A 21,368-nucleotide genomic window follows, 5' to 3' on the forward strand; every position below is an offset into this window, starting at 1 on the left:
GTTAGGCGCCGCCGGCGAACTTGTTGCGCAACGCCTCGGGGATGAGGTCGCCCGCGGGCTCGCTATAGGTGAACCCCACGAAGTCGTCACCATCGAACGTGAGGCTCGTCAAGCTGGCGAGCGAGCACTGGCGCTTGCGGGGGTCGTGGATGAAGCTCTTCTGCTCGTACGCCCGGCGTGCGATCCACACCGGCAGCTGGTGCGAGACGATGACCGCCTCGTGGCCGCGGGCTGCTTCGCGCGCGTCGGCGACCGCGAGCTTCATCCGCGCCGCGATCTCCTTGTAGGGCTCACCCCACGAGGGGCGGAACGGGTTGCGCAGCATCCACCAGTTCTGCGGCCGCTTGAGGGCGCCGTCGCCCACACCGAACGTCTTGCCCTCGAACAGGTTGGCCGCCTCGATGACCCGGTCGTCCGTGTGGATCGGCACCTCGAGGAGCTTCGAGAGCGGCTCGGCGGTCTGCTGCGCGCGTTCGAGCGGCGAGGCCACCATGTGCACGATCTCGTTCTTCGACAGGTGGTCGGCGACCCTCTCGGCCATCTTGTGGCCCAGCTCCGACAGGTAGTACTCCGGCAGCCGGCCGTAGAGCACGCCGTTGGGGTTCTCGACCTCTCCGTGCCGCATCAGGTGCACGATCGTACGTTCGGACATCAGGTTTCCTCAGCTCTCGGGGGTGGCCTGCGCAGCAGCACGAGCGGCGGCGGGAAGTGCCTCGGCAATTCTAGAGAGTGCCTCCGAGTCGTGGGCCGCCGAGACGAACCAGCACTCGTAGGCGCTCGGTGGGAGGTAGACGCCGGCGTCGAGCATGGCGTGGAAGAACGGGCGGTAGCGCCACGCCTCCTGGGCCTGCGCGCCGGCGAAGTCGGTGACCGGCTTGTCGGCGCCCCAGAAGACGCTGAACATGTTGCCGGCGCTCTGCAGGGCGTACGTCACGCCGGCGGCGTCGAGCGCCTCGGCGACAAGCCCCTGCAGCTGTGCCGACGCGTCGTCGAGCCGGGCGTACGCCTCGGCGTCCGCGAGCCGCAGCGTGGTGAGGCCCGCGGTCGTGGCGATGGGATTGCCCGACAGCGTGCCGGCCTGGTAGACGGGGCCGACCGGTGCGAGCTGCTCCATGACGTCGCGACGACCACCGAACGCCGCTGCCGGGAAGCCGCCACCCATGACCTTGCCGAACGTCAGCAGGTCGGGTCGCCAGCCTTCGGGCTCGCCGTCGAGTCCCCAGTGGCCGGACCGGGTGACCCGGAATCCGGTCATGACCTCGTCGCTGATGAACAGGGCACCGTTCTGCGCACAGGTCTCGGCCAGGAAGCCGTTGAAGCCCGGCTCCGGCGGCACGACGCCCATGTTGCCGGCGGCGGCCTCGGTGATCAGGCACGCGATCTGGTCGCCGTACTCCGCGAACGCGGCCTCGACGGCGGCCCGGTCGTTGTAGGGCAGCACGATCGTGTCGGCCGTGACGTGCGCCGGCACGCCAGGGGTCTCGGGCAGGCCGAGCGTGACGACGCCGGAGCCGGCCTCGGCGAGCAGGGCGTCGACGTGACCGTGGTAGCAACCGGCGAACTTCACGATCTTGTCGCGGCCGGTGAATCCCCTCGCGAGGCGGATCGCCGACATCGTCGCCTCGGTGCCCGACGACACGAGCCGCACCGAGTCGACCGGCGTACGCCCGACGATCTCTTCGGCCAGCAGCACCTCGGGCTCGCTCGGCGTGCCGAACGACGTGCCGCGACCCACCGCGTCGGCGACGGCGGCCAGCACCTCGGGGTGGGCGTGGCCCAGCAGCATGGGTCCCCACGAGCCGACCAGGTCGACGTAGCGGTTGCCGTCGACGTCGGTCAGCCAGGCGCCGGATCCGGATCGCATGAAGATCGGTGTGCCGCCGACAGCCCGGAACGCACGCACCGGTGAGTTGACGCCACCGGGCGACACCTGCCGGGCGCGGTCGAACAGGCCTTGCGAAGCGGGGTTTGACGTCACGCCTTCCATTGTCCTCAATGGGATTTCCGGCCGGTCGGCGGAGTCGCCTGACCGTAACCAAGAGGCCGTCGGAGTCGTTGTGATCGTGGTAACTGCTTTGCGGCGCGTCCTGCGTGGCAGTAACATCGGTTTACGCTATGTCGCACCTGTCGCGACAGCATGGAGGGCACGTACTTATGGGAGCTCGCAAGCTCACGCGTTGGCAGAAGGCCAGCGTCCTGGTTCCGATGACTGTTCTGGTCGGAGCCTATGGCGCCGTGCTGTCCAACGCGGACCTCGCGACCGCCTCGGGTGACAGCACCGCATCCGACATCCCGGCCGTGCCCGCGACCGCCTTCGAGGATCCGGCCAGCGTCCAGCCGACGCCCGCCGGCATCGACCAGAAGGCCGGCCTCGCCGGCACCGTGTCGACGCTCTCGACCAACGGCATCCCGTCCTCCGCGCTCTACGCCTACCACCGTGCCGAGACCCTGCTGGCCCAGGCCGACAAGTCCTGCAAGCTGCCGTGGAACCTCGTCGCCGCCATCGGCCGCGTCGAGTCCAACCACGGCCGCACCGGCGGCAACGCCCTCAACGCCGACGGCGTCGCGACACCCGGCATCTACGGCGTCGCCCTCGATGGCCGCGACGGACGCGCCAAGATCTCCGACACCGACAGCGGTGCGCTCGACAACGACCCGGTCTACGACCGCGCGGTCGGGCCGATGCAGTTCATCCCCGGCACCTGGAAGTCCGTCGCTGTCGACTCCGACAACGACGGCAAGAAGAACCCGCAGGACATCGATGATGCAGCCACCTCGGCCGGCATCTACCTGTGCGCCGGTTCCGACGACCTCGCGACGCCTTCGGGCGCTGCTGCGGCGGTCAGGCGCTACAACCACTCCGACTCCTACGTCGACCTGGTCCTGGCCATCTCCGCTCGCTACGCCCAGGGTGACTTCACGCAGTCGCCCGACGGCTACACCACGGCACCGGTCCTGACCTCCGCGGCCAACGACCAGACGCTCAGCTCCGAGGATCGCAAGAAGGCGCGCGCCGCCGAGGCCAAGGCCAACCGGCCCAAGCCCGGTTCCGGCAGCAACGGCGGCTCCACGGGCGGCGGCACCGGCACTCCTGGTGGCGGCACCGGCAACCCCGGTGGCACTCCTGGCGGCGGCACGGGCGGCGGTGGCACTACGTCCGGCGGCGTCACCGGCCTGGTCGACGGCCTCGTCACCGACCTCACCGGCGGCGGCTCGGGCAGCACCGGTGGCAGCACCGACAGTGGATCGGCCACGCTGACGTGGGCCGAGGCCAAGGTCAAGTGCCTCGCCGACGGCATCACGCTGCTCCAGGTCGACAAGCTGCTCAGCTGCATCACCTCGCTGCTCAGCTGATCAAGACCAACACAGAAGGGGCCCTCCATCGGAGGGCCCCTTCTGCATGCTCAGGTGGTCAGTCGCGGACGGTCATGGACCGCTCGGCCCTCCGCATCGCGATGAGCACCGCCAACCGGCGCCTCGCCAGCAGCCGCCGGCGGCGGGCCGCGGACCTCAGGCCAGTCGTACCTTCACTACGCACGGCGGATCAGCTCGGCCCTGATCCGCGGAGCGCAGGCGGCGACGGTGACGCCCGCGATGCCGATCGCGGCCACGAAGCTCACGGCGCCGAGCCACAGGACCGAGCCCCAAGGAGCCGCGTCGTAGGAATCGCCGAGCACCAGGAGCGCCGCACCTACCGCGGTGCCTGCTCCGACGGCCAGCGCGACGCCGACAAGGAGCGGCAGCCCGGCCTCCCACCACTGCGCGGCCCGGATCACCCGACGGGGCGTACCGGCCAGCTGGAGGCTGACCATCTCTGCGCGACGAGCGACCGACCGGTCGACCGTGGCGATGGCGAAGCCCAGCAGCCCGATCGCCAGGACCACGGCAGCCACGCCCCACACGAGTGCGCGAAGACCGGCGACGAAGTTGAGTGTCGCGTAGAACTCGGAGCTCTGATCCGCGTAGGACTCTGCTCGGGGGTCGATGACGTGCAGGGCGGCGCGGACCTGCGACGCGCTCAGCTTGTTCGGATCGACCTGGACCACCGTGCCGAACTGCGTGTTCTCCCGCTCGGCGTCCGCAAGCGCCTTCATGCCCGGCGTGCCGATCGGGATGAACACCTCGGCGTTCATGGCGCTGACGACGGAATAGGGCGACGCCTTCGAGGTGATGATCGCGTCGGAGGAGGGCACCGGCGTACGTTCGGTCGGCCCCGCCTGGTCCTCGGGTCCGGGCCCGTACCACTGGATGGATCGACCCAGCGTGTTGTCAGCATTGGCGGCGGCGAGCCAGGCGACGCGGTCGTCTCGGCACCCGGTCGCGTCCGGGATCGCGGCCTTGAGGTCACGGCAGGTGCCGACGAAGCCCTCGAGACAGGGACTGCCCCCGTCGCCGGTGCATTTGGTGTGCACTCCTCTGTCGACGTACGCACCGACCACGCCATCGAGCGAGGAGAAGGCGACGGCGAGATCGTCGCGCGTCGCACCGTAGGCCTCCACGTCATAGCGGAGCGGGCCTTGATGGATCGCCCGATCGGCGTCACGGTATTGCGTGGTGTCCTCCCACGACCCGACGATCATGCGACCGCCGGCGACGACGAACAGGCCGATCAGCAGGCCGGCCACGATGCGGGAGACTCCGGCCGGCTGGGTCTGGAGCCGGCGTCCGGCGATCCGCAAGGACGGCCGACCCTGGACCCGGACCAGGATGTCCGCGATGAGCCGGGTGAAGACCGGCACCACGAGCACCAAGCCAAGCGCGCAGAGGACACCGCCGGCAATGAACAGGTCGGTCCACCGACGGGCGACCTCACCACCCGAGCCCGAACCATGGACGGTGCTCACGACGACCGCGAGGAAACCGGCCACGAGGAGGGCGGCCCGCCAGGGACTCGGCTTCTTCGCGGCCGAGAGGGCGATGGCCCTGCTCCCAGGATGCGCGGTCGCATGCGCGCCGGGTATCAGAGCGACGACCACGGCGACCAAGGGAAGTCCGATCATCACGAGCGCCGCGGCGAGGGGCCATGGCGCGAACGCGGACGACGACCAGTCCCGCCCGCCGACTCGCAGGCCGTGGATGGCCGGGCGGGTGATCCAGAACGCCACCAACCCGAGCAGGCACCCGACGAACCCACCGGCACCCGCCTCGACCGCCGCGACCAGTCGGGTGCGTGACCGCGAGAGTCCGAGCGTCCGCAGTCCGGCCAGTCGGCGATCGCGCAGCACGGCCGAGAGCCGGCCGGCCGTGGCGACCAGGACGACGACTGGCACACCGACTGTCGCCACGACGGCGAGGATCAGACGTTCGCTGTCGGCGTCTCGATAGCTGAGGTTCTCGAGCTCGGCCCGGATGATCGCGAGCATGGTCAACACGACCCAGGACCCGATGAGCTGGGCCATGACGTTGGCCGCGCCCCGCACGCGACCGCCTGCACCGCCACCGCGGGCGAGCCGCAGGCCGAGCCGGATGTCGGCGATCACGAAGTGCTCTCGAGGGCACCGTCACGCAGCACGACGACCCTGTCGGCGTGGGCTGCGATCCGGTGGTCATGGGTCACCAGCAGGACACTCGCCCCGTGTTGCCGCGACGCGCTCAACAAGAGCTCGAGGACCTGCTCCCCCGCGAGGGTGTCGAGTGCGCCGGTCGGCTCGTCGGCGAACACGATCGAGGGCGCATGCACCAGAGCGCGGGCGACCGCAGCGCGTTGGGCCTCGCCGCCGGAGACCTCTCCCGTACGCCGGTTGCCGGCATGACCCAGCCCGACGGACGCGAGCATCTCCTCGGCCCTCGCGAACGCCTCGCGATGAGCCGTGCCCAACAGCTGCAGCGGAAGGGCGACGTTCTCCGCCAGAGTCAGCTCGGGGATCAGGTCGCCGTTCTGCAGGATGAATCCCATGCGCGACAGCCGAAGTTCGGACCTGCGGCTCTCGGTCAGTGCCTCGATGGGATCGCCGAGCACGCGGACCGATCCCGAGTCGGGCCTGAGGATCCCGGCGAGGCAGTGCAGCAAGGTCGACTTGCCAGAGCCCGACGGGCCCATCAGCGCGAGCACCTCACCGCGGCCGAGCTCGAGGCTCGCGCCGCGAAGGGCCGGCGTCTGCCCGAACGTGAGTCTGAGGTCGACGGCCGCAAGTGCCTGGCTCAGAGCGGTGTCGACAGTCATACCGGCTCCGCCCGCAGCTGGTCGCGCAACCCGTCGAGCCGGCCACCCGCTTCCTCGATCCATCGCAGGTCAGCGTCGAGATGTGCGAGCTCATACGTGAGGGAGAGCAGGTCCGGAGCGGCTGCGGTGCCCTTGGCGGCCGTGAGCTCTCGCATGCGGGCGAGGTGCACGGCACGTTGCGCGTCGAGCACCGAGTCCGCGTCACGGCCGGACATCAGCGCGAGTGTGACCTTGGTCAGCAGCGTGTTCGAGGCGTAGGCCGACGGCGGTTCCGGTGTGTACATCCAGGTCTCCCATGCAGTGACTCCATCCGGCGTGATGGCGTACAGGATGCGCGACGGGCCGCCGCCATCCTCGGTGCCCGTGACAGTGGCGAGTCCGTCGCGCTCGAAGCGTGCCAATGACGCATAGACCTGCCCGGCAGCCAGAGGCTTGACCGGGCTGAAGCGCTGGTCATAGCGCTGCTTCAACGTGTAGCCGTGGGCGGGCTCGTTGGCGAGCAGCCCCAAAAGAGTCTTCGATACGGACATGCCGAGGACTATACACAGAGTGTCTACTCGGAGCGACTACCTCGGATTCACTGGCTCAGCCGCGGCGCTGGACCCGCATCGATTCGTCGGCCCTCCGCATCGCGATGAGCACCGCCAACCGGCGCCTCGCCAGCAGCCGCCGGCGGCGGGCCGCGGACCTCACGACACCCGTCACTGAGCCAGCCGCCTGACGATCGGCAGCCGGCTTCGCGTGAACAGCATCGCTGCGAGAGCGGCCAGGAGCGGGACCACCACGATCATGGCGCCGAGCAGGAGCCACGGCACCCGGATGATGGGGCTGCCGACCGACTCCACTCCGAGCACGTAGGACTGTGAGGTCAACGGCCACGTGACGGCGATGCCCGGCGCGAAGCCGACGGCGATGCCCAGCACCGTGCCGAGGCTCGCCAGGATGACGGCCTGGGCACCCGCGACGAGACGACGCGTACGAGGTGCGGCACCCACGGCGGCCAGTGTCGAGAAGTCCGGCCGCGCATCACTCAAGGCCAGGCCTGTAGCCGTCATCGTGCCGATCAGGACAGCCAGGGCGCCGAAGCCGAGGAGGGCGAGGAACGGGAGCGTGTACTTCTCCTGGAACCCGCGCTCGACCTGCGCGCTTCCGTAGTCGGGCGAGAGACCCGAGAGCGCGGCACTGACCTTGTCCTCCACTGCCTTGGTCGGGACCGGCTCGCCCTTCGCCGAGATGGCGCGCACCGCTTGCCACGGCAAGTGATGTGCCCGCATCGCCGCCGGTGAGATCACCGCGAGGCCGATCGTCGGCTCGGGGCCCCGGGGTACCCTGCCGGTGCCGAGATCGGCGACGACAGCCTTGACCGGAACCCGTCGCTCCTTCTCTTTTTCGAACGCCTCGATCGTCACCATGCCGGCCTTGACGACGCGACGATCCCCCGCGAGCATCTGACCGCTCTCGAGCGCCTTGATCGCCTGCTCGTCCAGGGTGACTCCCCACTCGCGCAAGGTCGGCGCGTCGGCGACCATCAGCTCGCTGGATCCGGAGTACCCGTTGGGCGTACGCACCGTGACACTCACACCGCTGTCGTCCATGGCCTGGATGCCGGCCGCACCGATCGTGGTGAACCGCAATCCTCCGCTCGCGCGCGAGGCGACGTCGAGCATCTGGTCGGCCCTCGCGGCGTCGACGTTCACGACCATCCGGCCGGGCTCGGCCGCATAGACGTACTGCTGCCGGCTCTGCTCGAAGTCGCTGGCCGACCCGATCGCGATCGTCGTGATGCCGGCGACGGAAGCCATGATCGCGGCGATCGCCGGAGCGCTTCGTGCGCGCTGCCGTGCGGTGTCGCGGATGGCGAGACGAAGTGGCAGCGGAAGAACGGTGCCGATGCGGGCCACCGCGCCGATCAAGAGCGGGGTCAGCAGGACGGTGCCCAGGACGATCGCGATGATGGACCCGGCCACCGCCGTCTCGCCTCCCGGCTTGATCCCGAGCGTGAAGCACGCGGCGAGACCCCCGGCGATCAGGAGCAGGCCGAACAGCGGCCATCCTCGGCTTGACCTGACGGTCCCCCGGCGGCCAGCCAGGACGGCGGCGACCTGCTGCCTGGCCGCTTGGTGAGCCGGGACGAAGGCCGCGGCGAGGGCCGCGATCGAACCCAGCACCACGGCCGCAGCGACGTACAGCCACTGCACCTCGAACGGGCCGAACGCGACGCTCGGGATCACCGACGGCAGGAGCCAGACGGCCATGACCGACAGGGCGAGGCCGATGACCGCGCCGGCGACGCACGAGAGGAAGCCGAGCACGAGGGCCTGGCCCAGCACGACCCGGCGGACCTGCTCGGGAGATGCGCCGGTCGCGGCGAGGAGTGCGAGGTCCCTGCGCTGCCGGCGTACGCCCACGGCGAAGGCCGGACCGGCGAGCAGGATGACCTCGAGCACGATCGCCGTCACGATCACCGCCATGACGCCACGGGTGCCGTCATCGGCACCGTCACCGAACTGATTCGCGCGCCCCAGCTCGGAGGCAGGCGGAGGGTGGTCGAGGACGTGCCGCGACACGACCAGGAATCCGGCGGCGTTGAGCGTCCGGACGTCGTGCCACGTGACCGGTGCTCGACGATCGATGAGGTACGACCTCTCGCCGTCGCCCGGAACCGAGCCAGGCATGACGAGGGCTCCCGCAGAGTTGCCGCCTCGGATCACCGTGCTCAGGCGGCCGATACCGACGACCCGCGAAGCCTTGCCGTCGCCGATGTCCACGGTCGTGCCGATCGTCGCGCCATGATCGGCCAGGGCTTTGGTCACCATGACCTCGCCGATGGCGCGCGGCACGCGGCCGTGCTGGATGGAGTACATGCCGTGCGTGACGGGTGCGCCGGGGTCCAGCGCTGTGAGGTTGGCTCGGTAGCCACGAGCACCGATCACGATCGAGGTGCCCGTCGCACGATCGACAGCGACGATCCTGGCGTGTGTCGCTCGTTCGAGGGCGGCGGCCTGGGCGGCCTGTGTGAACTCGCGCGGCTTGCCGAACGTGCCGAACTCCCCGCCGTCGGCCGACTGGCTCACCCCTTTCGCCCCCAGGAAGGTCGCGGAGGCCTGCGCCGTGCCCATGGCGTCCGCGAGCCCTTCTCGCTGGTCCACGTCGTTGGTCGCGACGAGGGTCGTCAGCATGACGGTGAGCAGCACCGGAGTGCCGACCATCACGGCGATCAGCAGGCTGCGCCCCTTGGAGCGGAGGGCATCGCGCCGACCGGCCCGCAGCGCCACGCGCCACGACGCGGAGAACTGGCTCACACGTGCCGCCCGGCGGCCAGCAGCGCCTCGGCCGAGAGCTCGGATGCCGTGGTGTCGGTGATCTGCCCGTCGCGCAGGAACACGATGCGGTCGGCCCACGCGGCGTGCCGGGCGTCGTGAGTCACGAGCAGCCCCGCTCCCCCGCGGTCGATGCGCTTGCGGAGCACGCGCAGCACCGCCTCACCGGTCTGGGAGTCCAGCGCCCCGGTGGGCTCGTCGGCGAGCAGCACGCGGCGCGGTCCGACGAGCGCTCGCGCGATCGCCACCCGCTGCTGCTGTCCGCCGGACATCTCGTCGGGGAACCGGTCGGCGAGCTCCGCCAGCTCGACGTCCTCCAGCGACTTGAGCGCGGTACGCCTGGCCGTGCGCCGTGAGGCGCCGTCGAGCTCGAGCGGCAGGCCGACGTTCTCGACCGCGGTCAGCGTCGGGATCAGGTTGAGGTCCTGGAACACGTAGCCGACGCTCCGCCGGCGCATCGCGGCGAGCTGCTTGGTGGAGAGGTCGGCGAGGCTCTGTCCCTCGATGAGCACCTCGCCGCTGGTCGGCCGGTCCAGTCCGCCAAGCAGCGTCAGGAGCGTGGACTTGCCGGAGCCGGACGGGCCCATCACGGCTACGAGCTCACCCTCGACGAGGGTCAGGTCGATCTCGCGAAGGGCGTGCACCTCGGCCGCTCCTTCGCCGTGCACCCGGCTGACACCTCGCAGCTCCAGCACGACGGCGCGCTCGGCCGTGTTCACGAGCGCACCCGGTCGCTGTCGTCCGCGGCCGCCGATGCCGACTCCGCACGCCGGGCCCGGCGTACCCGTGACTCGACGTGGTCCAGCCAGCGCACCTGAGACTCCGCCGAGAAGATCAACCGCTCGAGCACGAGCTCCCACGCCAGGTCATCGGCTTCGTCGGCCTGACGCTTGAGCCTGGTGTAGTCCTGCAGCTGGCGCAGCGTCGCAGACCGCTGCGCCTGCACGATCGCCGCGATGTCGACGCCCTCCATGCCGACACCGAGGGCGAGCTTGATCGACAGCTCGTCGCGCGGGTCGGAGGTCTTGTCGACGGGAGTCGCGAACCACTGCGCGGCCTCCGCACGCCCGGCGTCCGTGAGCACGTACGCGATGCGGCCCTCGCCGTCAGACTCTCCGGCACCCTCGACGAGTCCGTCGCGCTCGAGCCGTTGCAACGTCGTGTAGACCTGTCCGACGTTGAGCGGCCACGTCCCGCCGGTCCGGGCCTCGAACTCCGCCCGCAGCTGGTAGCCGTGGCGTGGGCCCTCGGTCAGCAGGGCCATCAAGCTGTTCCTGATCGTCATCGGCCATCCCTATACTCGGTATGCATGTGCTGGACATGACGGTATACCGGGTATGCACGGATGGCAAACAGGTCAGCGGGAGAGTCGGGTGGCGAGCTCGGCAGCCCAGTAGGTCAGCACGATCTCCGCGCCTGCGCGGCGGATCGACAAGATGATCTCGTCGATCGTGCGCTCGCGATCGATCCAGCCGTTGGCCGCGGCGGCCTCGACCATCGCCATCTCGCCGGAGATGTTGTAGGCCGCGACCGGCACGTCGACCGCGGCGCGCACGTCGGCGATCACGTCGAGGTAGGACAGCGCCGGCTTGACCATGACGATGTCGGCACCCTCATCGATGTCGAGCAGCACCTCGCGGATCGCCTCGCGGCTGTTGGCCGGATCCTGTTGGTAGGTCTTGCGGTCGCCCTGCAGCGACGAGCCGACGGCCTCGCGGAACGGGCCGTAGAACGCCGAGGAGTACTTCACGGCGTACGCGAGGATCACCGTGTCGTCGTGGCCCGCGGCGTCGAGGGCGGAACGAATGACGCCGACCTGGCCGTCCATCATCCCGCTCGGGCCGACCACGTGGGCGCCGGACTCGGCCTGCACGACACCCATCCGGGCGTAGATCTCGAGCGTCGCGTCGTTGTCGACCCGGCCCTGCGCGTCGAGCACGCCGCAGTGGCCGTGGTCGGTGAACTCGTCGAGGCACAGGTCCGACATCACGAGCAGGTCGTCACCGACCTCGGCGCGGGCGTCGGCCAGGGCGACGTTGAGGATGCCGTCAGGATCGAGGGCGCCGGAGCCCACGGCGTCCTTGTGCTCGGGCACGCCGAACAGCATGACGCCGCCGAGCCCGAGCGCGGCCGCCTCGGCGTACGCCTTGCGGGCCGTGTCGCGGGTGTGCTGCACGACGCCGGGCATGCTCGCGATCGGTCGCTGCTCGGTGATCCCCTCCGCGATGAACATCGGCAGGATCAGCTGCGACGGCTGGACGTGCGTCTCCGCCACCAACCGCCTCATCGCCGGCGACTGGCGCAGGCGACGAGGACGGTCAGAGGGGAAGGGCATGTCAGGCCTTGCGACGCGTCGAGGGACGCTTCTGCGAGGGCTTGGTCACCGGCTCGCCCGCATCGAGGAACGCGAGGCGGCGAGCCGCACCGAACTCCGCGAGCGCGTCGGCCAGCACCTCGACCGACGGTGACTCGGCGAGGACGTCGACCCGCAGGCCGTGCTCCTCGGCGGTCTTGGCGGTCGCCGGGCCGATGCACGCGATGATCGTCGACGTGTGCGGCTTGCCGGCGATGCCCACGAGGTTGCGCACCGTGGACGACGAGGTGAACATGACCGCGTCGAACTTGCCGGTCTTGATCGCCTCGCGCGTCGGCGCTGGCGGCGGGGCGGCCCGGACGGTGCGGTAGGCCGTGACGTCGTCGACCTCCCAGCCGAGATCGACGAGGCCGGCCACGAGGGTCTCGGTCGCGATGTCGGCGCGCGGCAGGAAGACCCGGTTGATCGGGTCGAGCAGGTCGTCGTACGGCGGCCAGTCGTCGAGCAGCCCACGAGCCGACTGCTCGCCGCTGGGGACGAGGTCGGCGCGGATGCCCCAGGTCGCGATGGCCTCGGCGGTCTTGTCACCGACGGCGGCGATCTTGAGGCCCGAGAACGCGCGGGCGTCGAGGCCGTACTCCTCGAACTTCTCGCGCACGGCCTTGACGGCGTTGACGCTGGTGAACGCAATCCACTCGTAGCGACCCTCGACCAGACCGCGTACGGCCTTGTCCATCTGCTGCGGGTTGCGCGGCGGCTCGACCGAGATCGTCGGGACCTCCTCGGACAGCGCACCGAAGCCACGCAGGCGAGCGGCCAGGCTGGCGGACTGCTCCTTGGTGCGGGGCACCAGGACGCGCCAGCCGTAGAGCGGCTTGGTCTCGAACCACGAGAGCGCCTCACGCATCGTGACGACCTGGCCGACGACCGTGATGGCCGGCGCGGTCATGCCGGCCGCCTTGGCGTCAGCGGCGATGTCGGCGAGTGTCGAGACGACCGTGGTCTGCTCGGTCGTCGTGCCGACCCGGGTCATGGCGACCGGCGTCTCGGCGGAGCGACCGGCAGCGACCAGGCCGGCAGCGACCTCGCCGATGCGGGCGACCGCCGACAGCAGGACCAAGGTGTCCTGGCCGGCGTGCTCGGACCAGTTGATCGACGCGTCGCCGACGCTGACGACCGAGTACTCGCGGTGCGTGCGGTTGGTCAGCGGCACACCGGCGTACGCGGGCACGGCCGAGACCGACGAGATGCCGGGCACGATCTCGAAGCCGATGCCGGCCTTGCTGCAGGCCGCGGCCTCCTCGGGCGCCGTCGCGTAGGTGAACGGGTCACCCGCGATCAGGCGTACGACGTGGGAGCCGGTCTTGGCGTACTTGACGACGAGCCGGGCGCGGGCGGCGTGGGTCAGGGTCTCGCCGTCCTCGCCGACTCCGCCGTCGATGATCTCGGCACCGTTGGTGACGAGAGCCTCCTGCTCGGGCAGCTCCGTGATGACGATGTCCGCCTGGGCGAGCAGCTCAGCCGCTCGAACCGTCAGCAGGCTGGCATCGCCCGGTCCGGCGCCGACGAAGCTCACGTGGCCGCGGACGGCCTTGTGTGCGTTCGGTCGAGCCGTGGACGGTGCTTCTCGCATCGCAGTGGTGATGGTCACGGTGGTCCTTTTCTCGATCTGCCTGGGGGTTATGAGGCGACAGCCACAAGGGTGTCTGCGCCTTCGGCGAGCATCTCGGCAGCGAGACGCTCCCCGACCGCGGCGGCTTCGGATGGCAAGCCGGTCGCGGACAGTCGGATGGTGGGCGAGCCGGAAATGCTTCCGACCATGGCACGGAGCCAGAGCTCATCGCCGTCGTCGCCTTGGGCGATCTCGGCCAGCGCTCCCACGGGTGCACTGCAACCTGCCTCGAGGGTGGCGAGGAGGCTGCGCTCGGCGGTGACGGCAGCACGTGTGTCGCTGTCGTCGAGCCCGCTGAGCAGGTGGATCGTCGCGTCATCATCGGCGCGACACTCGCAGGCAAGTGCTCCCTGCCCGGGGGCGGGAAGCATCTGCAGTGGATCAATGACCTCGGTGGCCTCGTCGGCTCGACCGAGGCGGAGCAGGCCGGCACGGGCGACGACGACCGCGTCGCACTCGCCCGAGGCGACCTTGCCGAGCCGGGTGTCGACGTTGCCGCGGATCGGCACGACCTCGACGCCGAGGCCCAGTGCGTTGAGCTGCGCCTCGCGGCGAAGCGACCCGGTGCCGACGCGAGCACCCTGCGGCAGCTCGCCGAGGGTGAGGTTGTCGCGGGCCACCAGCACGTCGCGCGGGTCCTCACGCAGCGGGATCGCGGCGAGGACGAGGCGCGGGTCAGGCGCCGTCGGCAGGTCCTTGAGCGAGTGGACGGCGAAGTCGACGTCGCCGCGTACGAGCGCCTCGCGCAGCGCCGCGACGAACACGCCCTGACCACCGAACTCGGAGACGCGCTGCGTGCTGCGGTCGCCCTCGGTGGAGATCGTGACGAGCTCGACCTCGACGCCGGACGCGCGGAGGCGGTCGGCGATCAGGCCGGACTGGGTCACGGCGAGCGCCGACGCGCGGGTGCCGAGGCGGAGGGCGGTCATGCGGACTCCCCCTTGACCTGCGTCACGGCGTCGACCGTGGACTGGTCGAGCGCGAACAGGTCGGCGAGCGCCTCGGCGTACGTGAGGTCGGCGCGGCCGTCGATGAGCTGCTGGACCCGGACGGTCGGGGCGTGGATGAGCTTCTCGGCGACCCGGTGCAGGGCCTTGCGGACCGCGGCGAGCTCGTCGGCGGTCAGGTCGGGGAGCCGCGTCTCGATGCGTGCGAGCTCGGCGGCGACGACGTCGGTCGCCATCGTGCGCAGCGCGACGACGGTCGGCGTGATGTGCGATGCGGCCTTGGCGGCGAGGAACGTACGGACCTCGTCCTCGACGATCGCGCGCACCTGCTCCACGTCGCCGGCGAGCTCGGTGTTCTCACCGAGTCGCGCGAGCACGACGAGGTCGATCAGGTCGATCCCGTCGACGTCGCGGACGCCGGGATCGATGTCGCGCGGCAGCGCCAGGTCGATCAGCGCCATCGAACGGCCGGCACTCGCGCGGGCGATGCGCTCACGGTCGAACACGACGCCGGTCGCGCCGGTGCAGCTGATCAGCACGTCGGTGGCGGCGAGCTCGACGTCCATGGCCTCCCAGCGGACGGCGCTGACGCCGAACGTGGCGACCAGGGCGTACGCACGCTGGAACGTCCGGTTGGCAACCATGATGTGGCTCGGCGCGACGCCGCGATTGATCAGCGTGCGGACGGCCAGACTTGCCATCGTGCCGGCGCCGGCGACCAGGAAGCGGGTGTCCTCGGCGTCGACGACCTCACCGGCGGCGTCGAGGCCGGCCGTGACGATCGACGGGGCGAGCCGGTCGATGCCGGTCTCGGCGTGACCGCGCTTGCCGATGCGCAGCGCCTGCTGGAACAGCGCGTTGAGCGCCGAGCCGACGGTCTGCTCGGCCTGGGCGCTGTGCAGCGCGTCGCGGACCTGACCGAGAATCTGGCTCTCACCGAGGATCATCGAGTCCATGCCGGCGGCGACGCCGAACAGGTGCGCGACCGCGGCCTCGTCGAAGTGGACGTAGACGTGGCGGACGAAGTCGTCGCGGTCGAGGCCCGAGTGCTCGGCGAGGAGGCGCGACACCTCTTCGACCGCACCGTGGAACCGCTCGGCCTCGACGTAGATCTCGACCCGGTTGCAGGTCGAGATGACGACCGACTCGGAGACGAACGGGGCCTCGAGGACGAGGTGCGAGAGCTTGACCGCGGCATCGGTGTCGAGCGACGCGCGCTCGAGCACGTCGATCGGCGCCGACTTGTGCGACATGCCAACCACCAGAACGCTCATGCGCCCACCACCTTGTCGTTCCCGGCCTTGCGCTGCTCGTGATAGGCGAGGATCTGCAGCTCGATCGACAGGTCGACCTTGCGTACGTCGACGCCGTCGGGCACCTGCACGAGAGCCGGTGCGAAGTTGAGGATGCTCGTGACACCGGCCGCGACGAGGCGGTCGGCGACCTCCTGGGCCGCCGTGCCGGGCGTGGCGATGATGCCGATGGAGATCGCGCGCTCCTCGACGATCGCCGGCAGGTCGTCGAGCGAGGAGACCGTGATGCCCGAGATCGTGGTGCCGACACGCTTGGGGTCGGCGTCGACCAGGGCCGCCACGCGGATGCCACGGGTGCTGAAGCCCTGGTAGGCCGACAGCGCGGACCCGAGGTTGCCGACGCCGACGATGACAACGTCCCAGTCCTGGGTCTGGCCGATCTCGCGGGCGATCTGGTAGCGGAGGTACTCGACGTCGTAGCCGACACCGCGGGTGCCGTAGGAGCCGAGGTAGGACAGGTCCTTGCGGAGCTTGGCCGGGTTGACTCCGGCATTCTCGGCGAGGTCGTTGGACGAGCACGTCGAGACGCCCTGCTCGGTCAGCGCGTTGAGCGCGCGCAGGTAGACCGGCAGACGTGCGACGGTGGCATCAGGGATGCCACGAGCGCTGCCGTCCGCGAGGGGCGTGCGAAGTATGGTCACGGTGCTCCTGCACTGCACGGCCGGGGATTATCCCTGTCGGGACTGGCGTGCGGTGCGCCCCCAGTTTAAGAGTTTGTGAACGCGTTAACAAAATCCGAGGACTGAGCGAGCCCTGCGAGCGAACGTCCGAGGAGGTTGAGCGATCCGCGCCGCAGGCGCCAGTCTGTCGAAACCACGCGAGGCGTGTGACCCACGTCACCACAAACCGATGGCATATCTCACATGCGCTTGCGCTTCAGGACGTACGTTCGAGGGCCGCCCGCAGCCGTCCGGCGTCGACCCGCCAGAAGTCGTGCTGAGCCCCGTCGACGAACGTCACCGGCACCTGCTCGGTGAACCGCGACGTCAGGTCGGCGTCGCCGGTGATGTCGACCCGCGCCCACGTGTCACCCGTGTCGGCGCAGATCTCGGCGACCAGCGCTTCGGCCACCTCGCACAGGTGACATCCCGGACGGGAGTAGACGACCACGCGCGCGGCGTCGGCGTGCGCGACCGTCACGACGCGTCGAGGCCGAGCGTCTCGCTGCGGGCCAGGGCGCGCAGCCGGCCCTTGGCGACCTTACCCGTCGCCGAGTGCGGCAGTCCCTGGACCACGACGACGCGCTTGGGCTGCTTGAACCTGGCGAGGCGCGTACGGCAGTGCGCCTCGACCGACTCGATGATCGTCGCCTCGGGCGTCTCCGGGCTCTCCGGCACGACGAACGCGACCACGGCCTCGCCCGTCTCCTCATCAGGCAGGCCGACCACGGCGACCTGCACGACGCCGGGCACCTCAGCGATGACGTCCTCGACCTCGAACGGGTAGACGTTGAAGCCGGAGACGATCACGAGCTCGCGGAGCCGGTCGACGAGTGTCAGGTCGCCGTCCTCGTCGAGGAAGCCGATGTCACCGGTGGGGTACCAGCCGTCGTCGCGCGGCCCGTCGACGCCGTCCGGCCAGTAGCCGGAGAAGAGGTTGTCGCCCTTGACCCAGATCTCGGCGGGGTCACCGGCATGCGCGTCGGCACCGTTGGCCTCGACGATGCGGACGTCGATTCCGGGCAGCGGCCGGCCGACCGAGCCCGCCTTGGGCGCCGTGTCCGGCTCGCGGGTCGAGCCGAACGTCGTCGCGATGACCGGCGCGGTCTCCGTGAGGCCGTAGCCCTGCTCGATGTGCTTGCCCGAGGACGCGAAGAACGTCTCGGCGAGCTCGGGGTCGAGGGCTGATGCCCCCGACAGGATCGTGGTGACGCGGGCGAGCTTGTCGCGCAGGTCGTCCCGGCCGGCCCAGGCCGCCACGACGGGCGGCGCCAGCGGGATGTTGGTGACGCGCTCCTCGACGATCCGGTCGAGCAGCCCGTCGGGGTCGAAGCCGTCGACCAGGAGCACCCGGGCACCTTGGCGTACCGCCTGGCCCAGGACGCAGTTGAGGCCGTAGATGTGGAACATCGGCAGCAGGCCGAGACACACGTCATCGGAGGTCATCGCCGGGGGGTCGAGCCGGGCGATCTGCTCGATGTTGGCGATCAGCGCGCGGTGGGTGAGCATCGCTCCGCGCGGCTTGCCGCTGGTGCCCGAGGTGTAGAGGACGACGGCGAGCGCCTCGGCGTCGGCCGGGGCTGCCGGATCCGTGCCGGCGGCGCCGGCGAGGAACGCCTCGAACGCCGTCTCGCCCTTCTCGGGCTTGGCACCGTCGACGATCACACTGATCTGGTGGTCCTCGGTCACGGCCTCCCGGACCTGGGTCACGCCGGCCTCGTCGCACAGCACGACCCGGGCCATCGAGTCGGCGAGCATGCGCCCGATCTCACGGGTGGTCGATCGCGGGTTGATCGGCACCGCGACCATGCCGCCGCGCAGGATGCCGAAGTAGGCGATCGGCAGGTCGATGCGGTTGGCCATGACGACTGCGACGCGATGGCCGGCCACCAGTCCGCGCGCGGACAGGCCCCGAGCCACGGCGTCGGCCGCGTCGTCGAGCTGACGCCAGGTGACCTCGCGCCGTTCGGCGCGATGCTCGACCAACGCAACGCCATCTGGATCGGTGGACGCAGCGTCGCGGAGGTAGTCGCTGACATTGACTGTCACGCCTCCGAGTCAACCACACGTGGCACGAGCCGGAGGACGTTAGTCTCGGTTACATGTCACGGGACGCACGACCCGATCAGCCCCGCAATCTGCGGGCGAGATCCGTGCTGTCCGGCCAGGCCGCGGCCTCGGCCGCCGAGATCGAGAGCGCGCTGTCGACCGAGCCCGACACGACGGCGGCGGCGTTCTTCGACGTCGACAACACGATCATGCAGGGCGCGTCGATCTTCCACCTCGCCCGCGGCCTCCACCGGCGCAAGTTCTTCACGACCAAGGACATCGCCAAGGCGACCTGGCAACAGCTCTACTTCCGCGTCGCCGGCGTCGAGGATCCTGAGCACATCGCCAAGGCCCGCTCGTCGGCCCTCGCGTTCATCGCCGGCCACAAGGTCTCGGAGCTGGAGGAGATCGGCGAGGAGATCTTCGACGAGCACATGGCGCACAAGATCTGGCCCGGCACCCGCGCCATCGCCCAGTGGCACCTCGACCGCGGTCAGCGCGTCTGGCTCGTGACCGCGGCACCGATCGAGATCGCCAACGTCATCGCGCGGCGCCTCGGCCTGACCGGGGCGCTGGGCACGGTGCCGGCCCACGTCGACGGCGTCTACACCGGCGAGCTCGTCGGCGAGATGCTGCACGGCGAGGGCAAGGCCACCGCGATCCGCGACCTCGCCGAGCGCGAGGGGCTCGTGCTGGACGACTGCTACGCGTACTCCGACTCCAGCAACGACCTGCCGATGCTGTCGCTGGTCGGGCACCCGTGCGCGGTCAACCCCGACTCGACGCTGCGAGCGCACGCCCGGGCCAACGGCTGGCGCATCCGCGACTACCGCACGGGACGCAAGGTCGCGCTGGTCGGTGGCAAGGGCGTCATGGCCGCCATTGCAGCCGGCGGAGCGTGGCGTGTGCTTCGTCATAGAAAAAGTCGAACAAACTGACAGCGTCTCCCGCCCGGGTTAGTATTTCGGGGATCAGGGAGGGCCTGTGAGGAACACCACGAGTAGATTGCGCGTCGCGCTGTCACTCGCCCTTGCGACCCCGGATGACAGATCCCTCCTCGTGGCGCTCGCCGTGGCCGATTCGCCCGCGTACGCGCCGTCGAACGGCTCGTCCAGCCCGCAGGACGACCACGATCCCGAGGCCACCCGACTGCGCGCCCTCGTCGACCTCGCCAAGGAAGGCGACGCCGAGGCGTTCGGCCAGCTCTACGACCACTACGTGTCCGGAGTCTTCCGCTTCGTCTACTACCGCGTCGGCTCCCAGCAGCTCGCCGAGGACCTCACGAGCGAGACGTTCGTGCGCGGACTGCGCGCCATCCAGCGCTTCAACTGGCAGGGCAAGGACTTCGGCGCCTGGCTGACCACGATCGCCCGCAACCTCGTGGCCGACCACTTCAAGTCCAGCCGGGCCCGGCTCGAGATCGTCGCCGAGACGATCCCCGAGGGCAAGGTCACGGTCGCCAGTCCCGAGCAGGAGGTCCTCGCGCTCATCTCCAACGAGATGCTGTTCGAGGCGGTCAACTCGTTGCCCAACGAGCAGCGCGACTGCATCCTCATGCGATTCATCCAGGGCCTGTCGATCGCCCAGACCGCCGCCGCCCTCGGCCGGAGCGAAGGCGCGATCAAGCAGCTCCAGCTGCGCGCCGTCCGAAGCCTCGCCAAGACGATGCCGGAGGACGCGCGATGATCGGCAAAAGTGGGACGTTTGTCCTGTCATTTCCCCGTAACTTCAGGGGCCACGAAGTCGTTGTGCTTGCTGGAACATCCACAGCAGTGAGGAACGCATCATGATCGGCCGTCGCTTCCACGACGACGCCCAGTCCTTCGAGGAGGCCTGGAGCGGCCGCGCACCCGGCGACGAACACATCGCCGAGCTCGTGCGCTTCGCCGAGCACCTGTGCGAAGCCGCTGTCGCCGAGCCCTCGCCGATGTTCCGTGAGTCGCTGCGCACCCAGCTCATGACCGAGGCCGAGACGGTCCTCGTCCCGCTGCCGGCCACGGCGCCCACGCCCCCCGTTCGCACGAGCCGTCCCGTACGCCGTCGCGTCGCAGGTCTCACCGCCGCGATGGTCGCGTCAGCCGGTGTCGTCGGCCTGGTCGCGTCGAGCGCGTCGGCCGTGCCCGGCGAGATGCTCTACCCGGTCAAGCGCAGCGTCGAGTCGGTTGAGCTCGCCCTGCACCGCGACGACGCGTCGCGCGGCTCGTTCCAGCTGCGCCAGGCCGCGGAGCGACTGGCCGAGGCGCGTGAGCTGAGCGACAAGGGCGGCTCGGAGGACCTCATCGCCCAGACGCTCGAGGACTTCTCCTCCCAGGCCGAGTCCGGCTCCGCCGCCCTGTTCAGCGACTTCACCGGCAACGGCGAGAAGAAGTCGATCCGCACGGTCAACGACTTCGCGGTCGAGGCGACCGCCGACCTGTCCGCGCTGTCGTCGCAGCTGCCGCCGGGCGCAGACGACTCGTTCGAGGCCGCGACCGCGACGATCACCGACCTGGCCACCCAGGCCTCGTCGCTGTGCGTCTCCTGCACGACCGGTGACCTCCAGCAGCTCGTCTCGTCGGTCAAGGACCTGTCGGTGACGCCCAGCAGCTCGACCGACAGCACGTCGGACGACAAGCCGAGCAAGCACGCGACCGACAAGAGCGACTCGAAGGCCCCGGCCACGCCGGACAGCCCCGCACCGAGTGACAAGCCGCTCGTGACGCTGCCGCTGCCGACCAGCTCGCCCACCACCAAGGCCCCGAGCCTGAGCGACATCACCGACCCGGTCCTCGGCGCCGTCCTCGGTGACGAGAACCAAGAGGGCCTGATCCCCAGCCTGCTGAACGGGTTGCTGGGCAAGAAGTAGGGCGCACGGCTCAGTCGGGACGTGACTCCCAGACCTGCGGAGTCGCCTCACCGCGTTTCGTCATCTGATGCCTTCGGCATGGCGCG

19 protein-coding genes are annotated in these 21,368 nt (G+C 70.1%); 4 read left to right on the forward strand and 15 right to left on the reverse strand.

Features of this window, described 5'->3' with window-relative positions:
* Position 1 precedes the first annotated feature (1 nt).
* Together ASE12_RS09290 and hemL are read right to left on the reverse strand one after the other, a co-directional pair.
* Positions 2 to 652, reverse strand: coding sequence for a histidine phosphatase family protein (locus ASE12_RS09290; protein ID WP_056399569.1), 651 nt, complete (start codon positions 650 to 652; stop codon positions 2 to 4).
* A gap of 9 nt (positions 653 to 661) precedes the next feature.
* Positions 662 to 1,978, reverse strand: coding sequence for a glutamate-1-semialdehyde 2,1-aminomutase (hemL, locus tag ASE12_RS09295; RefSeq protein WP_369797183.1), 1,317 nt, complete (start codon positions 1,976 to 1,978; stop codon positions 662 to 664).
* A gap of 227 nt (positions 1,979 to 2,205) precedes the next feature.
* Between hemL and ASE12_RS20360 the strand changes: the two genes are divergently transcribed.
* Positions 2,206 to 3,354 (forward strand): lytic transglycosylase domain-containing protein, encoded by a 1,149-nt coding sequence (locus tag ASE12_RS20360; RefSeq protein ID WP_235508881.1) that lies wholly within the window; start codon positions 2,206 to 2,208, stop codon positions 3,352 to 3,354.
* Positions 3,355 to 3,530: 176 nt separating this feature from the next.
* On the opposite strand, the gene ASE12_RS09305 is transcribed toward ASE12_RS20360, so the two are convergent.
* The 13 genes from ASE12_RS09305 to ASE12_RS09365 all read right to left on the reverse strand — a co-directional run bounded on the left by ASE12_RS09305 (position 3,531) and on the right by ASE12_RS09365 (position 18,437).
* Complete coding sequence (locus tag ASE12_RS09305; protein ID WP_056399578.1) at positions 3,531 to 5,480, reverse strand: FtsX-like permease family protein; 1,950 nt, start codon at positions 5,478 to 5,480, stop codon at positions 3,531 to 3,533.
* Complete coding sequence (locus ASE12_RS09310; protein WP_056399580.1) at positions 5,477 to 6,163, reverse strand: ABC transporter ATP-binding protein; 687 nt, start codon at positions 6,161 to 6,163, stop codon at positions 5,477 to 5,479. The genes ASE12_RS09305 and ASE12_RS09310 overlap by 4 nt, the downstream gene beginning before the upstream one ends.
* Positions 6,160 to 6,693, reverse strand: coding sequence for a PadR family transcriptional regulator (locus tag ASE12_RS09315; RefSeq protein ID WP_056399585.1), 534 nt, complete (start codon positions 6,691 to 6,693; stop codon positions 6,160 to 6,162). The genes ASE12_RS09310 and ASE12_RS09315 overlap by 4 nt, the downstream gene beginning before the upstream one ends.
* A gap of 171 nt (positions 6,694 to 6,864) precedes the next feature.
* The gene (locus tag ASE12_RS09320; protein ID WP_056399588.1) at positions 6,865 to 9,465 is read right to left on the reverse strand and encodes an FtsX-like permease family protein; all 2,601 of its coding nucleotides are present in this window, start codon (positions 9,463 to 9,465) and stop codon (positions 6,865 to 6,867) included.
* The gene (locus ASE12_RS09325; RefSeq protein WP_056399589.1) at positions 9,462 to 10,202 is read right to left on the reverse strand and encodes an ABC transporter ATP-binding protein; all 741 of its coding nucleotides are present in this window, start codon (positions 10,200 to 10,202) and stop codon (positions 9,462 to 9,464) included. Before ASE12_RS09325 ends, ASE12_RS09320 begins: the two co-directional genes overlap by 4 nt.
* Positions 10,199 to 10,768 carry a PadR family transcriptional regulator gene (locus tag ASE12_RS09330; RefSeq protein ID WP_056399591.1) on the reverse strand — a complete coding sequence of 190 codons (570 nt, stop codon included), beginning with the start codon at positions 10,766 to 10,768 and terminating at the stop codon, positions 10,199 to 10,201. The genes ASE12_RS09325 and ASE12_RS09330 overlap by 4 nt, the downstream gene beginning before the upstream one ends.
* 72 nt (positions 10,769 to 10,840) lie before the next feature.
* Positions 10,841 to 11,818, reverse strand: a complete 978-nt coding sequence (gene hemB / locus ASE12_RS09335) for a porphobilinogen synthase (protein ID WP_056399594.1) — start codon at positions 11,816 to 11,818, stop codon at positions 10,841 to 10,843.
* Between the two features lies 1 nt (position 11,819).
* A complete protein-coding gene (locus ASE12_RS09340) occupies positions 11,820 to 13,430 on the reverse strand; it encodes a uroporphyrinogen-III synthase (RefSeq protein WP_056404697.1) in 1,611 nt (536 codons plus the stop codon).
* Positions 13,431 to 13,477: 47 nt separating this feature from the next.
* On the reverse strand, positions 13,478 to 14,398 hold the full coding sequence (hemC, locus tag ASE12_RS09345) for a hydroxymethylbilane synthase (protein WP_056399598.1): 921 nt from the start codon (positions 14,396 to 14,398) through the stop codon (positions 13,478 to 13,480).
* Positions 14,395 to 15,690, reverse strand: coding sequence for a glutamyl-tRNA reductase (locus ASE12_RS09350; RefSeq protein WP_056399601.1), 1,296 nt, complete (start codon positions 15,688 to 15,690; stop codon positions 14,395 to 14,397). Before ASE12_RS09350 ends, hemC begins: the two co-directional genes overlap by 4 nt.
* Positions 15,687 to 16,370, reverse strand: a complete 684-nt coding sequence (locus ASE12_RS09355) for a redox-sensing transcriptional repressor Rex (protein ID WP_056399605.1) — start codon at positions 16,368 to 16,370, stop codon at positions 15,687 to 15,689. The genes ASE12_RS09350 and ASE12_RS09355 overlap by 4 nt, the downstream gene beginning before the upstream one ends.
* A gap of 235 nt (positions 16,371 to 16,605) precedes the next feature.
* A complete protein-coding gene (locus ASE12_RS09360; protein WP_056399607.1) occupies positions 16,606 to 16,869 on the reverse strand; it encodes a glutaredoxin family protein in 264 nt (87 codons plus the stop codon).
* Positions 16,866 to 18,437: a class I adenylate-forming enzyme family protein gene (locus ASE12_RS09365; RefSeq protein ID WP_056399608.1), complete on the reverse strand. Its 1,572-nt coding sequence runs from the start codon at positions 18,435 to 18,437 to the stop codon at positions 16,866 to 16,868. Before ASE12_RS09365 ends, ASE12_RS09360 begins: the two co-directional genes overlap by 4 nt.
* A 53-nt stretch (positions 18,438 to 18,490) precedes the next feature.
* Here ASE12_RS09365 and ASE12_RS09370 point away from each other — a divergent pair, with 53 nt between their 5' ends.
* From ASE12_RS09370 to ASE12_RS09380, 3 genes are all read left to right on the forward strand, one after another.
* On the forward strand, positions 18,491 to 19,375 hold the full coding sequence (locus ASE12_RS09370; RefSeq protein ID WP_056399609.1) for an HAD family phosphatase: 885 nt from the start codon (positions 18,491 to 18,493) through the stop codon (positions 19,373 to 19,375).
* Positions 19,376 to 19,508: 133 nt separating this feature from the next.
* On the forward strand, positions 19,509 to 20,123 hold the full coding sequence (locus ASE12_RS09375; RefSeq protein ID WP_235508882.1) for a sigma-70 family RNA polymerase sigma factor: 615 nt from the start codon (positions 19,509 to 19,511) through the stop codon (positions 20,121 to 20,123).
* 100 nt (positions 20,124 to 20,223) lie between these two features.
* Positions 20,224 to 21,282 carry a DUF5667 domain-containing protein gene (locus tag ASE12_RS09380; protein ID WP_056399611.1) on the forward strand — a complete coding sequence of 353 codons (1,059 nt, stop codon included), beginning with the start codon at positions 20,224 to 20,226 and terminating at the stop codon, positions 21,280 to 21,282.
* The last annotated feature ends 86 nt before the right edge of the window (positions 21,283 to 21,368 follow it).

The sequence above is a fragment of the Aeromicrobium sp. Root236 genome (assembly GCF_001428805.1).
GTDB lineage: Bacteria > Actinomycetota > Actinomycetes > Propionibacteriales > Nocardioidaceae > Aeromicrobium.

Coding starts and splice junctions, on each gene's coding strand:
- ASE12_RS09370 (WP_056399609.1), top strand. CDS start 18,491: ATGTCACGGGACGCACGACCCGATCAGCCCCGCAATCTGCGGGCGAGA.
- hemC (WP_056399598.1), bottom strand. CDS start 14,398: ATGACCGCCCTCCGCCTCGGCACCCGCGCGTCGGCGCTCGCCGTGACC.
- ASE12_RS09315 (WP_056399585.1), bottom strand. CDS start 6,693: ATGTCCGTATCGAAGACTCTTTTGGGGCTGCTCGCCAACGAGCCCGCC.
- ASE12_RS09380 (WP_056399611.1), top strand. CDS start 20,224: ATGATCGGCCGTCGCTTCCACGACGACGCCCAGTCCTTCGAGGAGGCC.
- ASE12_RS09340 (WP_056404697.1), bottom strand. CDS start 13,430: ATGCGAGAAGCACCGTCCACGGCTCGACCGAACGCACACAAGGCCGTC.
- ASE12_RS09330 (WP_056399591.1), bottom strand. CDS start 10,768: ATGACGATCAGGAACAGCTTGATGGCCCTGCTGACCGAGGGCCCACGC.
- hemB (WP_056399594.1), bottom strand. CDS start 11,818: ATGCCCTTCCCCTCTGACCGTCCTCGTCGCCTGCGCCAGTCGCCGGCG.
- ASE12_RS09290 (WP_056399569.1), bottom strand. CDS start 652: ATGTCCGAACGTACGATCGTGCACCTGATGCGGCACGGAGAGGTCGAG.
- ASE12_RS09350 (WP_056399601.1), bottom strand. CDS start 15,690: ATGAGCGTTCTGGTGGTTGGCATGTCGCACAAGTCGGCGCCGATCGAC.
- ASE12_RS20360 (WP_235508881.1), top strand. CDS start 2,206: ATGACTGTTCTGGTCGGAGCCTATGGCGCCGTGCTGTCCAACGCGGAC.
- ASE12_RS09310 (WP_056399580.1), bottom strand. CDS start 6,163: ATGACTGTCGACACCGCTCTGAGCCAGGCACTTGCGGCCGTCGACCTC.